This window comes from uncultured Phascolarctobacterium sp. (assembly GCF_937920985.1).
Taxonomy (GTDB): Bacteria; Bacillota; Negativicutes; order Acidaminococcales; family Acidaminococcaceae; genus Phascolarctobacterium_A.
Genome location: NZ_CALDXR010000032.1, coordinates 24,181 through 40,418, shown reverse-complemented (window position 1 = coordinate 40,418; position 16,238 = coordinate 24,181). Strand labels below are relative to the sequence as shown.

The window sequence follows — 16,238 nt, the reverse complement described above, 5'->3', positions numbered from 1 at the left end:
AGAATAGTAGCTAAGTTTGAGAGTGATGTAATTTCTGATGGTACTCAAACAATAGTTATTCCCGATACGCGCTATAAAAAGTTTGAGAGTGATGTAATTTCTGATGGTACTCAAACATAAGCTTGTCAGCACGCAAGCGGAAGGGTGTTTGAGAGTGATGTAATTTCTGATGGTACTCAAACTACGGCGGATGTTGGCTTGTGGAATCATCGGTTTGAGAGTGATGTAATTTCTGATGGTACTCAAACAGCGGCGAATATTAGCTTGGGGAATCATCGGTTTGAGAGTGATGTAATTTCTGATGGTACTCAAACAATTCAAAGAGCAAACGAATCTGCTAGAAGGTTTGAGAGTGATGTAATTTCTGATGGTACTCAAACGAGTAACTTGATGCACAACGCGGCTATCAGGTTTGAGAGTGATGTAATTTCTGATGGTACTCAAACCTTGATTCTTGGCACTTAGCACAGAAATTTGTTTGAGAGTGATGTAATTTCTGATGGTACTCAAACTAGAAGATTACGATAGTGAACAACAAGAAGGTTTGAGAGTGATGTAATTTCTGATGGTACTCAAACCATTGGGGTTAAAGGAGAAGTTGCTTGAAAGTTTGAGAGTGATGTAATTTCTGATGGTACTCAAACAGCACGAGAACGGCATTTTCGTTATCAAAAGTTTGAGAGTGATGTAATTTCTGATGGTACTCAAACAGGTGATAATATGTTTGAAGAATTACTAGAGTTTGAGAGTGATGTAATTTCTGATGGTACTCAAACTTATGTTGTAGTCTGCTAGTAGTCGCACTAGTTTGAGAGTGATGTAATTTCTGATGGTACTCAAACATGGGTACTATCAATAAATTCAAAGCAGCTGTTTGAGAGTGATGTAATTTCTGATGGTACTCAAACCGCGCTCTTTGTCATCAAGATGCAAAATAGTTTTAAGCAGCGAAATTTCGCTGGCTTTAAATTCAGTAACATTGTTGATTTTTCGCGTTAAACTCATGCGAGATATCCCAAGAGCATTCGCTATAGCTCCTTTCGATATTCTCGCTTTAGTGACGGCTAATTCACATGTAATACTGCCCGTGATTATTTGTCACCTCTTTTGTTGATTTTTAATCACAGATTCGTTATAATCTCTTCGTTCTTTTTTATCAACATTTTTGCTTATTAGGCAATTTTTTGTTGATCATATGGAACAATTATGCTGCTATAACCTTATATTAAAGACAGGAGAGTGTTGCTCATGACATTGTACGATAGAATCAGAGCAAGGCGAGAAGAATTAAATATGTCTCAAGAAGAGCTCGCAAAAAGATTAGGTTATAAATTACGTTCTACAATAGCAAAGATAGAATCTGGTGAAAACGATATAACCCAATCAAAAATAGTTGCTTTTGCTAAAGCTCTAGGAGTAAAACCTGCTTACCTTATGGGCTGGGAAGACGCTCCCACGCCACCATCTCTCTCCCTCACCCAGCAAGAAGAAACATACATAAAAAAATACCGCCAGCTGCCTCCTGACGGCAAGGAAGAAATTGACGATTTGATTGATGTTAAGCTGGCCAAGCTCCAACGCAAGGCGGAAGAAGACGTGGAGAGTTTAGGATAATAGATTTTGAAAGTGAGGAATGAATACATGGCAGACATTATTATTTACAACACTGCAGATGGCAAAGCTGAAATTAAACTTTACGCCGATAACGGCACTGTATGGTTAACGCAGGCGCAGATGGTTGATTTATTTAACAGCAGTAAATCCAGTATTAGCGAGCATATAAAAAATATCTTTTCTGAAGACGAATTAGATGAAAATTCAGTTGTTCGGAAAATCCGAACAACTGCAGCAGATGGGAAAAATTATCTTGTTTCATATTATAGTCTTGACGTTATCCTTGCTGTTGGTTTCCGTGTTCGCTCCCCACGTGGCACGCAATTCCGCCAATGGGCAAACAATACCTTAAAGGAATATCTGCAGAAAGGCTTTATCATTGACAAGGACCGCCTGAAAAACCCGGATGGCCGTCCGGATTATTTCGACGAATTGCTGGAACAGATTCGCGACATTCGCGCCAGCGAAAAACGTTTTTATCAGAAGCTGCGTGACTTATTCGCTCTATCCAGCGACTACAAGGTTACCGAAAAAGCAACGAACTTATTCTTTGCAGACACACAAAACAAACTGCTTTTTGGCGTCACAAGAAAAACTGCTGCTGAAATTATAGCTACACGTGCAAATGCAGATGCTCCCAATATGGCCTTGACCTCATGGAGTGGTTCAATCGTACGCAAAGCTGATGTTATAGTCGCCAAAAATTACCTCACATCTGACGAAATAGATGTTCTTAACCGTTTAGTAACTATCTTCCTTGAAAGTGCTGAATTGCATGTAAAAATGCGTAAAGACTTAACGCTTGACTTCTGGCGCGCCAGTGTAGATAAACTGCTTTTAGATCATGGCGTCCCCGTGCTTCAATCTCACGGAAAAGTCACCATGGAACAAGCCCAGATACACGCCCGTAAAATTTACGAAGAATTTGATGCACGTCGCAAAGCATTCGAGGCAGCGCAAGCCGATGAGTTTGACCTGTTGGAATTGGAGCAGGAAACCAAAAACATAAAGAAATAAATACTGCCAGCTGGAGCCTGAAGGTAAGGAAGAAATTGACGATTTGAAGGAGTAGTTTTATGACGCGTAAAAAATATGCTAAATTTTTAGGATGTATCTACCTCTTTATGTTTGTTGTCATGTTTTTTGATCCATACTGGCAAAAAAGCAGCTACATTATAGGTCCGTTCTTTTGTATAATTACGTGGAAGCGAGAGAAAGACACTAATTGGCCTCTATGCTAATAGCTTTCTTAATTTAATCACTGGCGGATTATATGGGCTTTATAATTTTGACCGCAAGAAGAAGTGAAGCTCACGGCGAACATAAAAGAATAAAAGCGTTCTACCCAACTGCGGTAGAACGCCTTTTTCATAACAGCGACAAGATTATTTGCAGGACTGCTCAGTTTGATCTTCCTTCAGTTTCTCTACATAAGCGAGAGATAAATTTATAAGCTCAGCGATAACCTTTTAACACAGATAAAGTAAAAAATACATAAGCAGTTGCAAAGCGCCTGAAAAACAAAAAAGAGCAGTACCCTGACGATAAAAAATCGTCAGTTTGTACTACTCTTAGAATGTACCAGATAAAAATAAATGGCCTTGCTTAAGCTTCTGCAGAAAAGATGCATCTGCAGGATATACTGCTTATTTAATTGTCCGCAGGTAAATGAGCCGGAGGCATAAGCTTACTTGCGGTTTTGAAGAACTTAGTTTAAGTTTACTTGAAATACAAGGGAATGTCAAGGGTGCAGGGGAGTGCATTGCCTTCAGCCGCTTTTTTGCATGCGCTTTACCTCTGCCAAAAAATCATCCGTTTGGCAACAAACTTTTCACAAAAAATATGTATCACTATTTGTCAATAGCCCATATTTAGTGTATAATAAAGTAGAGAGTATGTGTGCGGACACAGTATCAAATTCAATTTCTACATTTGTACGGAAGAATGTAAAATAAAAAATGGAGGTGTATTTTTTTTGGGTAAATTTCAACATAAGGTCCAAATTATCCCGCTGGGTGGTTTGGGCGAAATTGGTAAAAATATGACGGTATTCCGTTACGGGGATGACATGATCCTGATTGATGCAGGACTGATGTTCCCTGAAGACGATATGCTCGGCATTGACTTGGTTATTCCCGATATTACATATTTGGTTGAGAATAAAGATAAAATTAAGGGTATCTTTCTGACACATGGTCACGAGGACCATATCGGTGCGCTGCCCTATGTTATGAAACAAATTGATTGTCCCGTTTATGGTACCGCACTTACTCTGGGTATTTTACAAGGCCGCTTGAAGGAAAACGGTGTAGGCAACGAAAACCTGCACGTAGTAAAACCCGGTGACAAGATTAACGCCGGTGCCTTCAAGCTTGATTTCATCCGCGTAAACCACAGCATTCCGGACGCTGTTGCTATCGCGATTATTACTCCTATCGGTGTTATTATCCACACCGGTGACTTCAAAATCGACCACACTCCTGTCGACGGACAGGTTATGGAATTCAATAAATTTGCCGAATACGGCGACCGCGGTGTGCTGTGCCTGCTGGCAGACAGCACCAACGCCGAGCGCCCGGGCTTCACTCCCAGCGAAAAAATGGTTGGCCAGACCTTTGACGAGGAGTTCCGCTATGCTAAGCACCGTATTATAGTAGCAACCTTCTCCTCTAACGTACATCGTATCCAACAGGTTATTGATACTGCTGTGAAGTACGACCGTAAGGTAGCAGTTATCGGCCGCAGCATGGTGAATGTTGTAAATATCGCCAAGGAGCTGGGTTACTTAAAGGTTCCCGAGGGCGTTTTGATTGATATTGATGAAACTCATAACTATACGCCGGAAAAGGTTGTTATTATCACCACCGGCAGTCAGGGCGAGCCGATGAGCGCGCTCACCCGTATGGCTATGAATGACCATAAAAAGGTTGATATTATGCCCGGTGATACAGTAATTATTTCTGCTACACCGATTCCGGGCAACGAAAAGCTCGTTTCCCGTACTATCGACCATCTGTACAAGCTGGGTGCGGACGTTATTTATGAAAAAAGCAACGGCGTCCACGTTTCCGGCCACGCCAGCCAGGAGGAAATCAAGATGATGCACAATCTGGTGCGTCCGCGTTTCTTCATGCCTGTGCATGGTGAATACCGTCATCTGGTTAAGCATGCTAATCTGGCTAAATCCCTTGGCATGCCGGCAGACCACATTGTTATCGGTGAAAACGGCAGCGTTATCGAGCTGACCAAGAGCAGCATTACCATTAACGGCAAGGTGCCTGCAGGCAAGGTGCTGGTTGACGGCCTTGGTGTCGGCGACGTAGGCAACATTGTACTGCGCGACCGCCGTCAGCTTTCTCAGGACGGTATCATGATTGTTGTCGTAACCATCGACAAGGAATCCTGCCATGTGGTTTCCGGTCCGGATATCGTTTCCCGCGGCTTTGTTTATGTACGCGAGGCCGAGGACCTGATGGATGAAGCACGCGATAAGGTGCAGGCTGCCTTGGACCGCTGCGAGGAAAACAATGTTTCCGAATGGTCGGCAATCAAGTCCACGGTCCGTGATTCTCTGGGACGCTTCCTGTTCGAAAGAACCCGCCGCCGTCCGATGATTCTGCCGATTATCATGGAAATCTGATAGCTTTCAGTGATTAGTGATTAGTGAATAGTTTTTTGTGAACGGTTGTCAGCAGTCAGCTGATAAAGGATGACTGCCGGCAGCTGCGATTTTAGGAGTTGTCTTATCTTGCGCAAGGAAAGAAGAAGGAAGCAACAGAATAGAAGCTACTCGCGCCCTGTCGGCGTTGTCTGCCTGCTTATGGGTCTGCTGTTTGCAGCCGCTCTTCTTATGACGGCTGAGGACGGCGTAATGCATTATGCTTATCTGGTGGAGCAGAATCTGCTGGGTAAGGGTATCTTTTTGCTGCCTTTGGCTTTCTTTGCTGCGTCCTGGCAGCTGCTTAGAGGACAATTTGGTGTTTTTAACAAGAGAACATTAATTTTTACTTTGGTGACGCTGTGCCTTACAGGCACAGCTCATCATGTTTTTGTGCCTGTTGGCGCTGAGCTGGAGCCTTCGCTGATAGCGGAGGGCGGCGGTCTTATAGGCGGCCTTTTGCTGAAGCTGCTGCGTTCCTTTGCCGGTGATGTAATGGTTTATATTATTCTTGCCTTAGGCTGGCTGTGGCTGCTGGGCCTGGTGCTGCCGCTGCGCAAATGGTGGGAGCTGTGGCAGGATTATCTGACCTCCGACGATTTGACGTTGGTGCGCCCCGACGACAAGGTGAGGGAGGAGCGCAAGCGTCCGGAGATTGTGTCCAGGACCGTGTTCAAGCGCAAGAGTGCCGCGCCTCAACAGCATGCCGCTCCTGCGGATAACGTTATCAGCAACTATACCAGCCCCGAGTTTGATGCCTTCAACGAGGGCGTGCAGAAGAAAAGTGCTTTCAGAAGCATTTTGGGCTTTACGAAAAACAAGAGTGTTTACGAAAAATCACCTTTAAAAGAGGAAATAGAGCGTGACCCTGTGCAGCTGCCCGAATGGGAGCAGTCCAAACCCGAGGTCATTGTAAGACCGATTATCAATTATGACGATGATTACGAGCCGGACAGCCGCTTTCTGGATGATGCGGAGCCGCCGGCTGCTGAACATGAGCCGGAGCCCGAACCGGAGCGTCCTGCTTCCGTAATCCGCAATACCTATCGCGAGGAGCAGGCGGCAGCGTTTGCAGCGCCTGCTAAGGCGGAGCCGCAGCCTGAGCCTGAACCGGAGAAGCCGGCCGTAACGATTTTTGACAGCGCGGATAAAATTGCCGCAGCGGCGCCTGCTCCGCAGACCGCTGCAGCATATGAGCCTGAAGCGCAGGCCGCGAGCAGCTATCAGCTGCCACCGCTGGAGCTTCTGGATACGCCGAAGGCCAGCGACCCGTCCACCTATCAGAAGGACATCATGGACCAATGTGCGGTGCTGGAGCAGACTTTGGCAGACTTCAAGGTGCGCGCCAGAGTTGTTGCCGTTACACGCGGACCGTCGGTTACCCGCTTTGAGCTGGAGCCTGCGGCAGGTGTGAAGGTAAGCTCGGTGGTGAACCTTGCGGATGATATTGCCCTGCGTCTGGCTGCGCCTGGTGTGCGTATCGAGGCGCCGATTCCCGGCAAATCCGCCATCGGCATCGAAGCGCCGAACACGAAGAACGATCCCGTGTGCTTCCGTGAGGTTGTGGAGGCAGGCAGTGTGCGCAATGCCAAGGAGCATCTGTGCATTGGTTTGGGCAAGGATATCAGCGGTGATATTATTTCCGCCGACCTTGCGAAAATGCCGCACCTTCTGGTAGCAGGCTCCACAGGCTCCGGTAAATCGGTGTGTATCAATACGATTATCGCCGGTCTTTTGTACCGTGCTACCCCGGACGAGGTTAAACTGATTCTTGTCGACCCTAAGGTCGTAGAATTGTCTAATTACAACGGTATTCCGCATCTGCTGACACCTGTTGTCACCGAGCCGAAAAAGGCAGCCAGCGCGCTGCACTGGGCGGTAGCGGAAATGGAGCGCCGTTATAAGGCGTTTGCCGACAGCCGTGTGCGTGACATCAAAACCTATAACGCACAGGCCGCCGAAAAGATGCCTTATATCGTAATCATCATCGACGAGTTATCCGACCTGATGATGGTAGCCAAGGTTGATGTGGAGGATGCCATCCTGCGTTTGGCACAGAAGGCCCGCGCTGCCGGTATCCATCTGATTCTGGCCACCCAGCGTCCGTCCGTAGATGTTATTACAGGCATCGTCAAGGCGAATATTCCTTCACGTATTGCTTTCGCCGTATCCTCGCAGACAGATTCGCGCACCATTATTGATATGGGCGGTGCCGAAAAGCTGCTGGGCAAGGGCGATATGCTCTTTTACCCCATGGGCTACAACAAGCCCGTGCGTGTGCAGGGTGCCTTCGTCAGCGATGATGAGCTGAATAAAATAGTAGATTTCATTATCAAGCAGTCCATTCCTGTAAATTACAGCGAAGAGGTAACAGAGCAGGAGCTGGAATGTGATAATAAAGGCCATAATGCCGAGGATGCAGGCTCCAATGCGCCTGCAGAGGATGAGCTTTTCGAGGATGCCCTGAGCCTTGTGCTGGACATGGGGCAGGCATCAAGCTCCATGCTGCAGCGACGCTTCCGCATAGGCTATACGCGTGCGGCGCGTCTGGTAGATACCATGGAGGAGCTGGGCATTGTCGGTCAATCCGTAGGCAGCAAGCCACGAGAGGTTATAATGTCGCGTAAGGAAGCAGAGGAACGCTTCCTGCGCCGTGAATAAGCGGAGGTGCAGGCGAAATGGATGATAAGGAAAAGACTGTCGGCGCAATTTTGAAAGAAGCAAGACTGGCCAAGGGTATCTCTCTTGCTGATGCCGAAAAGGCTACCAGTATCCGCAGCCGTTATCTGCAGGCTGTAGAAAATGATGAATATGACAAGACTCCGGGCGAGGTTTTCCTGAAGGGAATAATCCGCAACTACGGTAATTATCTGGGCTTGAACGGTCCGGAGCTTGTTAATGAATATAAAGCAAGTGCTGCCGGTATGGCGGCAGAGGCTGTACGCAGCAAGGGTATCCGCGAGGTGGAAAAGGTCCGCCTCAACATCCAGCTGAAGGATAAGCGTGATATCGGCAGCGGTACAGGCCGCTTTGAAATGCCGGGTTTGCCGAAGCTGCCGATGAAGCAGTGCCTGGCAGGCTTAGCAGCGGTAGCGGTGCTCACGGCAGGCTATTTTGCTATTCCCGCTACGATTAACTATTTTAAAAATATGCCTAAGGATGAGGCCAAGCAGACCGAGCAGGTTAAGCCTGAAGCTAAAGCGCCCGCAGTGCTGGATAAGGTTACCGTTGACCTGGAGGCTGAGGGTGACTGCTGGCTGGAGGCGAGTGCCGACGGCAAGGAGCTTTTTGCCGGCATTCTGCATGCTAAGGAAAGCAAGCATTTCGAGGCTAAGGATAAGCTGATTGTCAAGTACGGCAATATCGGTGTTGTACGCATTAAGGTGAACGGCGAGGCTGTTGACCTGAAGGGCGAGCATGGCGTGGCCGTGAAGACCTATCTGCGCAACGCTCCCGCACAGCCTGCAGCCGCAGCTAAGGCAGAGGAGGCCGCACCGCAGCCCGTAGCTGAAACCAAGGCCGCACCTGCTGCCGCAGTAGAGGAAGCGCCGCAGCCCGCTGCAGCTGCACCTGCGCCGAAGGCAGAAGAACCGAAGCCGCAGGCTGAGGTTAAGCAGGCTGAGCCGCAGCAGCCGCAGGCTGCCGGCGAAGCGAAGGCCGATAAGAAGAAATAATAATTTGTTCAGGAGTTTTTAATGAAACAGTTTTTACCAATTTCCGCTCAAGAAATTGCCGAGCGTGGCTGGGAGCAGATTGACTTTCTGTTTATCAGCGGCGATGCTTATGTAGACCACCCCTCCTTCGGTCCGGCAGTAATCTGCCGTGTACTGGAGGCGCAGGGCTACAAGGTAGCTATGCTGTGCCAGCCGCGTTGGGATAAAGCAGAATATCTGGCAGAGCTGGGCAAGCCGCGATTGGGCGTGCTTATTTCCGGCGGCAACCTTGACTCCATGCTGTGCCGTTATACGGCAGCCAAGAATGAGCGTGCTGTCGACAAGTATACCGCAGGCGGCGAGGTGGGACAGCGTCCCGACCATGCTACGGCCGTTTATGCGCAGCTCGTCAAGCAGCTGTGGCCGGATATGCCTGTAATTATCGGCGGCATTGAAGCCAGCCTGCGCCGTTTTGTGCATTTCGACTACTGGGAAAACAAGCTGATGCCCTCTATTCTGGAGAGCAGCGGCGCGGACCTTTTGATTTACGGCATGGGCGAAAAGCAGGTAGTGGAAATTGCCGACTATCTGGCAGGCGGTGCCGGCGCCGAGGATATGCATTATATCCGCGGCACGGCCTATATGTCCGACACTCTGCCCGATGACGAATATGTGGAGCTTCCCGACTGGAAGGCTATCAAGGACGACCGCAAGGAATTTGCCAGAGCCTTCAAGCTGCAGAGCAAGGAGCAGGACCCGTTTTATGGCAAAATCGTAGTCCAAAAGGGACAGAAGAAATATATCGTACAGAATCCGAACATCTTCCCGCTGACGATGGAGGAGATGGACGCTATCTATGATTTGCCTTATATGCGTAAGTGGCATCCGAGCTATGATGTCAAGGGAGGCGTTGCGGCGCTCGAAGAGGTTCAGTTCAGCCTGGTAAGCAGCAGAGGCTGCTTCGGCAGCTGTTCCTTCTGCGCTATTCATGCGCATCAGGGACGCATCATTCAGGCTCGCAGCCATGAATCTATTCTGCGCGAAGCTAAGATTCTGACGCAGCTGGACGGCTTCAAGGGCTATATCCATGACGTTGGTGGCCCTACAGCCAACTTCCGCCATCCTTCCTGTGCCAAGCAGCTGAAATACGGCGTGTGCAAGGACAGACAGTGCCTGTTCCCCAAGCCGTGCCCCAATATTGATGCCGACCACAGCGATTATATAGCGCTTTTGCGTAAGCTGCGCGCTTTACCGGGCGTTAAGAAGGTGTTTATTCGCAGCGGTATCCGTTATGATTATATGCTGGCGGATAAAAAGCAGGATTTCTTGGATGAGCTGTGCCGCTATCACATCAGCGGTCTGCTGAAGGTGGCGCCTGAGCATATCGCTCCCCAGGTTCTGGCGCGTATGGGTAAGCCCGGCAAGGAAGTTTATCTGAAGTTTATGCGCCTTTATGCGCAAAAAAATAAAGAAATCGGCCTGCCGCAATATCTGGTGCCGTATTTTATTTCCAGCCATCCGGGCTGCACGCTGAACAATGCTATTGAGCTGGCAGAGTTTTTGCGTGACATCAAGCACAATCCGGAGCAGGTGCAGGACTTCATTCCTACTCCCGGCAGTGCGGCGACGGCGATGTATTATTCCGGCATCGACCCGGAAAGCGGTGAAACCGTATTTGTGGCCCGCAATCCGCATGATAAGGCAATGCAGCGTGCGCTGATGCAGTACCGTGCTCCGCGTAACCGCAAGCTGGTGCTGGAGGCACTGCAGAAGGCAGGCCGTATGGACCTTGTGGGCAGCGGGCCTAAATGCCTGCTGCATACGGAGCAGGAGCAGCGCGGCGGAGCGCGTGGCGCGAAGCGTGATGCATCTCGCGGACCGAAGCGTAATGCAAACCGCAGTATCGCTTCAGGCAGTACCGGTGGAAAAAGGCGTGAGGATAAGCGCCGCAGATAGTAACGGAGGGATGAGATGGTCCGTTGTATCTTTTTAGTGCTGATGTTGGCCGGAATATTGACGGGAGGCTGCGGTGAGCAGCCTGCTCCTGTACAGAACGCAGGGGCAAAAACCATTATCCTGTATTCCGAGCTTGATAATAAATTTACTGAAAATCTGGTGGATGCATTTAACAAGGATAATAAGGCTAAGCTGCAGCTGAAGGCTGTTTACGAGCTGAAGCCTGGCGGGGAGCTGCCGGACGTTGTGCTGGCCGAGCAGCGCACGCTTGCCGGACTGAAGCGTCAGGGAAGCCTGAAGCCTGTGGCCTTTGCCGATGGCGACAGACTGCCGCAGAAGTTCCGTGACGCGGATTTAAGCTGGTACGGTATTTTCTATGATCCGATAGTTTTTCTGGTCAACCAGCAGTACGCCCGTACTGTCGGCCAGACTAATATCTGCAGCTGGCAGGATTTGGCAGGAAAAGAGCAGCTGCGCATTGCTCTGGAAAATTTATCCGACAGCAACAGCACGCAAAACTTTCTGGCAGGTCTGGCAGACCGCTTCGGCGAGGATGAATCGCTGGAGTATTTAGGCGATATCAACCGCTTTATCGGGCAATATGCCAAGTTCCCCTTTACACCTGTGCGCATGGCGGCGGTGGGTGATGCGGATGTGGCCATAACAAGACAAAGCTACGTTTTTAAATATCTGGAAAATAAATTTCCCGCTTATGTTGTCTATCCCAAGGAAGGCACGCCGGTAAATCTTTTCTGCGTAGGCCTGTTTAAGAACACTGCCGATGATTTGCGGGGTATTGCTGTTATGGAATGGCTTTTGACAAGCGAGCAGGTGCAGGCGATAGCGCAGGAAAACGCCACAGGCTACATGTTCATCTTTCCGCGTGGCTTTGACGAGGCTGCTGCCGATGCAGATAAAATCTGGCTCAACAGCAGCTATCTGGAGCCTGATAAGCAGGACGGACTGACGAATAAGTGGCTGAGTAAGGTTCGTTTCAGTAAATAGTGGTTAGTTATTAGTGATTAGTCATCAGTGATCAGTGAATAGTGATTAGATTATTGTGATTTATGCTCTTGCTTGCTGTCCCGACAGCTAGAGTGAGGGCAGCAGGTTTTGGAGGTAAAGAATGAAAATAGGTATGGTCAGCCTCGGCTGTCCCAAAAATCTGGTAGATTCTGAAGTTATGCTGGGTATTATCAAGGATAAGCAGCTGGATATTACCAACGATCCCGCAGATGCCGAACTGATTATTGTTAATACCTGCGGTTTTATCGAAAGTGCGAAGGAGGAATCCATCAGCACAATTTTACAAATGGCGCAATATAAGGAGGAGGGCAGCTGCAAGTATCTGATTATGACAGGATGCCTCGGCCAGCGCTATGCAGACGAGCTTTTCGAAAGCATGCCGGAGGTTGACGCTATCGTCGGCACCGACAGCTTCACCGATATCGGCTGGGTTATCGATCAGGTGCTGGCAGGCAAGCGCGTGAAGCATCTGCAGAAGCTGGAAAGCAAAAATGTGCAGGCTCTGCCCAGAATGCTGACTACGCCTGATTACATGGCGTATCTGAAAATTGCCGAGGGCTGCGACAACTGCTGCTCCTACTGCATTATTCCGCAGCTGCGCGGTCCCTACACCAGCCGCCCTTATGATGAGGTTATGGCAGAGGCAAGAAGCCTTGCTGCTCACGGCACTAAGGAGCTGATTGTAGTTGCGCAGGACACCACCCGCTACGGCGAGGACCTCACCGGCAAGCTGCTTTTGCCGCAGCTGCTGCGTGACCTCAACGAGCTGGAGGGCATTAAGTGGATTCGCGTTATGTACCTGTATCCCAATAACTTTACGGACGATTTGATTGCAGCCTTTGCCGAATGCGACAAGGTGTGCAAGTATATTGATATTCCTCTGCAGCATGCCAGCGACAGACTGCTGGAAAGCATGAACCGTTACGATACACGCGCGCAGGTAGAGGAGCTTCTGGCCAAGCTGCGTGAGCGTATTCCGGGAATTACTATCCGCACTACCTTTATTGTGGGCTTCCCCGGTGAAACCGACGAGGATTTTGCGGAGCTGATGGACTTTGTTGAAAAGCAGCGTTTTGAAAACGCAGGCGTGTTCCAGTATTCCCAGGAGGAGGGCACTGTAGCCGGCGCTATGGAAACCCAGATTGAGCCTGAGGTTAAGGAAAACCGCTATCATGAGCTGATGGCGCTGCAGGCAGGTATTTCCGAAGAAATCCATCAGGAGCGCGAGGATGAGGAGCTGGACGTTATCGTCGAAGGCTTTGATGAAGAAAACCCCGCTCTTGCGGTAGGACGTTCCTATCACGAGGCACCTGATATCGACGGCAACATCTTTATCGAAAATGCCGCCGAGCTGGAGGTAGGCCAGATGGTAAGAGTGCGTATTCTGCAAGGTTTTACCTATGAAATGGTGGCAGAGCTGGTTTAAGAGCGTTCCTGTAATAGTCAAAATAACCGGTGAGAGGGTGACAGCAGATGAAGGTTGAAATCATTACTACCGGGACGGAGCTGCTGCTGGGTGAAATTTTGAATACCAATGTGCAGTATTTATCCCGCAAGCTGAATAATATAGGCTTTGATGTTTTATATCACACTACGGTCGGAGATAATCCGGAGCGTATGCGCGCGGTGCTGGAGCAGGCCATGCAGCGCGCCGATATCATCATTACCAGCGGCGGTCTGGGGCCGACGCGCGGTGATATTACCAAGGAGATGGTGATGGAGGTTTGTCATACTGAAGGCTATCTCGATTTGGATACGTGGGGACGCATAGATGCTTATTTTGCCAAGAAGGGACTTTGCCCCTCGCAAAATAACGAAAAGCAGGCGTATGTGCCCATCGGCGCCGAGGTACTGCAGAACGATGTGGGTACCGCTCCCGGACTGTGGCTGGAATATAAGGACAAAATCTTTATTATGCTGCCCGGACCTCCGAGCGAGCTTACGGATGTGTGCGAAAAGCAGCTGCTGCCGCGAATGCTGCAGCGCTTCAGCGAGCACGGCATTATCATGTCGCGCACTCTGCATCTGCGCGGTATAGGCGAATCCATGGTGGCGTCTAAGCTCGACGAGCTGATTATGGCGCAGACAAATCCGACGATTGCGCTTTATGCCCGCTACGGTGAAATTCTCATCAGGCTTACGGCGAAGGCTGCCAATGACAAGGAGGCAGTTAAGCTGCTCGACGCTATGGAAGCCAAGGTACGCAAGAGCGTTGATAATTATATATACGGTGTGGATGATGCCACTCTGGCGGCATGCCTGGGGCAGGAGCTGCTGAAGCAGGGTAAAACTATTGCCTTTGCGGAATCCTGCAGTGGCGGTCTGGCCAGCAGCCTGGTTACGGATGTTCCGGGCAGCAGCGAATACCTGCTGGGAAGCATCGTCAGCTACACTAACATGGCTAAGCAGAAGCTGCTTAATGTGCAGGCAGATACGCTGGCCAAATACGGCGCTGTCAGCCGCGAAACCGCCTGTGAAATGGCGCTGGGTGTGCGCAAGCAGCTGGGCAGCGATTATGGTGTGAGCATTACCGGCAATGCCGGACCGGGAGCCAGCGAAGGCAAACCGGTAGGCCTGGTATATATTGCCGTTGCCACTGACGACGTGGTATATTGCCAGGAGCACCATTTTATGTCGACAAGAACAGAAAATAAGCTGAGAATAGCTCAGACAGCTATTTCCATGGCTATTGATAAATTATTAGAAGAAAAAAACAATATGGAGGATAAACATTAATGACCATTCAAAAAGAGATGTTCGGCAACTTAGAGCTGGACAAAAAAATTGTAACCGCCCTGACTGACATGGGCTTCGAAGAGCCTTCTCCGATTCAGGCCGCTACTATTCCCCTGGTGCTCGAAGGTAACGACGTTATCGGCCAGGCACAGACCGGTACCGGCAAGACCGCTGCCTTCGGTATTCCTCTGGTGCAGGCAATTACCGACTTCAAGCATATTCAGGCGCTGATTATGACTCCGACCCGTGAGTTGGCTATTCAGGTTGCGGAAGAAGTAGGCAAAATCGGCCGCACCCGCCGCGTGCGTGCGCTGCCTGTTTACGGCGGCCAGCCGATTGAACGCCAGATCCGCGCGCTGCGCAACAATGTGCAGATTGTTATTGGTACCCCGGGCCGTTTGATTGACCATATCAACCGCGGTACTATCCGTCTGGACCATATCAAATTCCTGGTACTGGACGAGGCCGACGAAATGCTGGATATGGGCTTTGTTGATGATATCGAAGAAATTATGCGCAGCCTGCCGGCTGAACGCCAGACTCTGCTGTTCTCCGCAACCATGCCCCGTCCGATTCTGAGCTTGACCAAGAAGTACATGAAGGCGCCGAAGAATGTAACCATTTCCAAGGAAGAGCTGACTGTACCTCTGATTGAGCAATATTATTTCGAAACCAAGGATAAGATTGAAGGCCTGTGCCGTCTGCTGGACGCAGAAATCGACGGCAAGCTGATTATCTTCTGCCGTACCAAAAAGGGTGTTGACGACCTGTCTATCGCACTTTCCAGCCGTGGCTACATGGCTGAGGGCCTGCATGGCGACCTGAGCCAGAACCAGCGTGACCGCGTAATGAAGAAATTCCGCGAGGGCGCTGTTGATGTGCTGATTGCTACCGACGTTGCTGCCCGCGGTATCGACGTTGACAATATTACTCACGTTATCAACTTTGATATTCCGCAGGATCCGGAAAGCTACGTTCACCGCATCGGCCGTACCGGTCGTGCAGGCAACACCGGCGTAGCTATGACCTTCATCACTCCGCGTGAGTTCCGTCAGCTGAAGCTGATTGAGCGCACCGTCAAGACTAAAATCCAACGCCGTCAGCTGCCGACCGCTGCTAACGTTATCGAGCGTCAGCGCGACCAGATTATCAGCAAGATGCAGACGGTGCTGGAGCTGAACGCATACCATGACTATATGCCGATTGCCGAAAGCCTGCTGGATGATTACAGCGCCGAAGAGGTTGCTGCAGCAGCTCTGAAGCTGATGCAGGAAGGCATTAAGGCTCTGGAGGCTCCGCAGGAGGATATTCTGTCTAAGGACCTGCGCAACACCGGCGGCCGTCCCGGCATGGTGCGCCTGTTCATCAACATCGGCCGCAGCCAGAAGATTATGGTTAAGGATATTGTCAGCACCATTGCTATCGAAGCAGATATTCCGGCACGTGATATCGGTCTGATTAATATCTATGATAAGTTTACCTTTGTTGAGGTACCGGAGGATGTAGCCGAAAAGGTTATCGGTGCGATGAACAAGAACTTTATCAAGGGTTATAAGGTTAATATTGAGCCTGCGAAGGCAAGAAGATAATAAAAA

The 16,238-nt window shown here is 49.6% G+C and carries 10 protein-coding genes and 1 CRISPR repeat array (1 of these 11 running past the window's edge); all 10 genes read left to right on the top strand.

Features of this window, described 5'->3' with window-relative positions:
* A CRISPR array of direct repeats spans nucleotides 1–908; the repeat unit is 36 nt; unit sequence GTTTGAGAGTGATGTAATTTCTGATGGTACTCAAAC (it extends 580 nt beyond the left edge of the window).
* Between the two features lie 340 nt (nucleotides 909–1,248).
* The 10 genes from Q0612_RS05630 to Q0612_RS05585 all read left to right on the top strand — a co-directional run bounded on the left by Q0612_RS05630 (nucleotide 1,249) and on the right by Q0612_RS05585 (nucleotide 16,232).
* Complete coding sequence (locus Q0612_RS05630) at nucleotides 1,249–1,614, top strand: helix-turn-helix domain-containing protein (RefSeq protein WP_298881898.1); 366 nt, start codon at nucleotides 1,249–1,251, stop codon at nucleotides 1,612–1,614.
* Between the two features lie 27 nt (nucleotides 1,615–1,641).
* Nucleotides 1,642–2,631 (top strand): virulence RhuM family protein, encoded by a 990-nt coding sequence (locus Q0612_RS05625; protein WP_298881895.1) that lies wholly within the window; start codon nucleotides 1,642–1,644, stop codon nucleotides 2,629–2,631.
* 958 nt (nucleotides 2,632–3,589) lie between these two features.
* A complete protein-coding gene (locus Q0612_RS05620; protein WP_298881892.1) occupies nucleotides 3,590–5,254 on the top strand; it encodes a ribonuclease J in 1,665 nt (554 codons plus the stop codon).
* 108 nt (nucleotides 5,255–5,362) lie between these two features.
* Entirely contained in the window at nucleotides 5,363–7,933 is a 2,571-nt protein-coding gene (locus Q0612_RS05615) for a DNA translocase FtsK (protein ID WP_298881889.1), read from the top strand.
* 17 nt (nucleotides 7,934–7,950) lie between these two features.
* Nucleotides 7,951–8,946: a helix-turn-helix domain-containing protein gene (locus Q0612_RS05610; protein WP_298881886.1), complete on the top strand. Its 996-nt coding sequence runs from the start codon at nucleotides 7,951–7,953 to the stop codon at nucleotides 8,944–8,946.
* 21 nt (nucleotides 8,947–8,967) lie between these two features.
* Complete coding sequence (locus tag Q0612_RS05605) at nucleotides 8,968–10,881, top strand: YgiQ family radical SAM protein (protein WP_298881883.1); 1,914 nt, start codon at nucleotides 8,968–8,970, stop codon at nucleotides 10,879–10,881.
* A 15-nt stretch (nucleotides 10,882–10,896) separates the two neighbouring features.
* Nucleotides 10,897–11,886: an ABC transporter substrate-binding protein gene (locus Q0612_RS05600; protein WP_298881880.1), complete on the top strand. Its 990-nt coding sequence runs from the start codon at nucleotides 10,897–10,899 to the stop codon at nucleotides 11,884–11,886.
* A 121-nt stretch (nucleotides 11,887–12,007) separates the two neighbouring features.
* Nucleotides 12,008–13,333: a 30S ribosomal protein S12 methylthiotransferase RimO gene (gene rimO / locus Q0612_RS05595; RefSeq protein ID WP_298881877.1), complete on the top strand. Its 1,326-nt coding sequence runs from the start codon at nucleotides 12,008–12,010 to the stop codon at nucleotides 13,331–13,333.
* 47 nt (nucleotides 13,334–13,380) lie between these two features.
* The gene (locus Q0612_RS05590; RefSeq protein ID WP_298881874.1) at nucleotides 13,381–14,643 is read left to right on the top strand and encodes a competence/damage-inducible protein A; all 1,263 of its coding nucleotides are present in this window, start codon (nucleotides 13,381–13,383) and stop codon (nucleotides 14,641–14,643) included.
* Entirely contained in the window at nucleotides 14,643–16,232 is a 1,590-nt protein-coding gene (locus tag Q0612_RS05585) for a DEAD/DEAH box helicase (RefSeq protein WP_298881871.1), read from the top strand. The genes Q0612_RS05590 and Q0612_RS05585 overlap by 1 nt, the downstream gene beginning before the upstream one ends.
* Nucleotides 16,233–16,238: the final 6 nt, after the last annotated feature.

Excerpts from the sequence above, each read along its gene's own strand:
- Q0612_RS05630 (WP_298881898.1), top strand. The coding sequence starts at position 1,249 with ATGACATTGTACGATAGAATCAGAGCAAGGCGAGAAGAATTAAATATG.
- Q0612_RS05625 (WP_298881895.1), top strand. The coding sequence starts at position 1,642 with ATGGCAGACATTATTATTTACAACACTGCAGATGGCAAAGCTGAAATT.
- Q0612_RS05610 (WP_298881886.1), top strand. The coding sequence starts at position 7,951 with ATGGATGATAAGGAAAAGACTGTCGGCGCAATTTTGAAAGAAGCAAGA.
- Q0612_RS05605 (WP_298881883.1), top strand. The coding sequence starts at position 8,968 with ATGAAACAGTTTTTACCAATTTCCGCTCAAGAAATTGCCGAGCGTGGC.
- Q0612_RS05600 (WP_298881880.1), top strand. The coding sequence starts at position 10,897 with ATGGTCCGTTGTATCTTTTTAGTGCTGATGTTGGCCGGAATATTGACG.
- rimO (WP_298881877.1), top strand. The coding sequence starts at position 12,008 with ATGAAAATAGGTATGGTCAGCCTCGGCTGTCCCAAAAATCTGGTAGAT.
- Q0612_RS05590 (WP_298881874.1), top strand. The coding sequence starts at position 13,381 with ATGAAGGTTGAAATCATTACTACCGGGACGGAGCTGCTGCTGGGTGAA.
- Q0612_RS05585 (WP_298881871.1), top strand. The coding sequence starts at position 14,643 with ATGACCATTCAAAAAGAGATGTTCGGCAACTTAGAGCTGGACAAAAAA.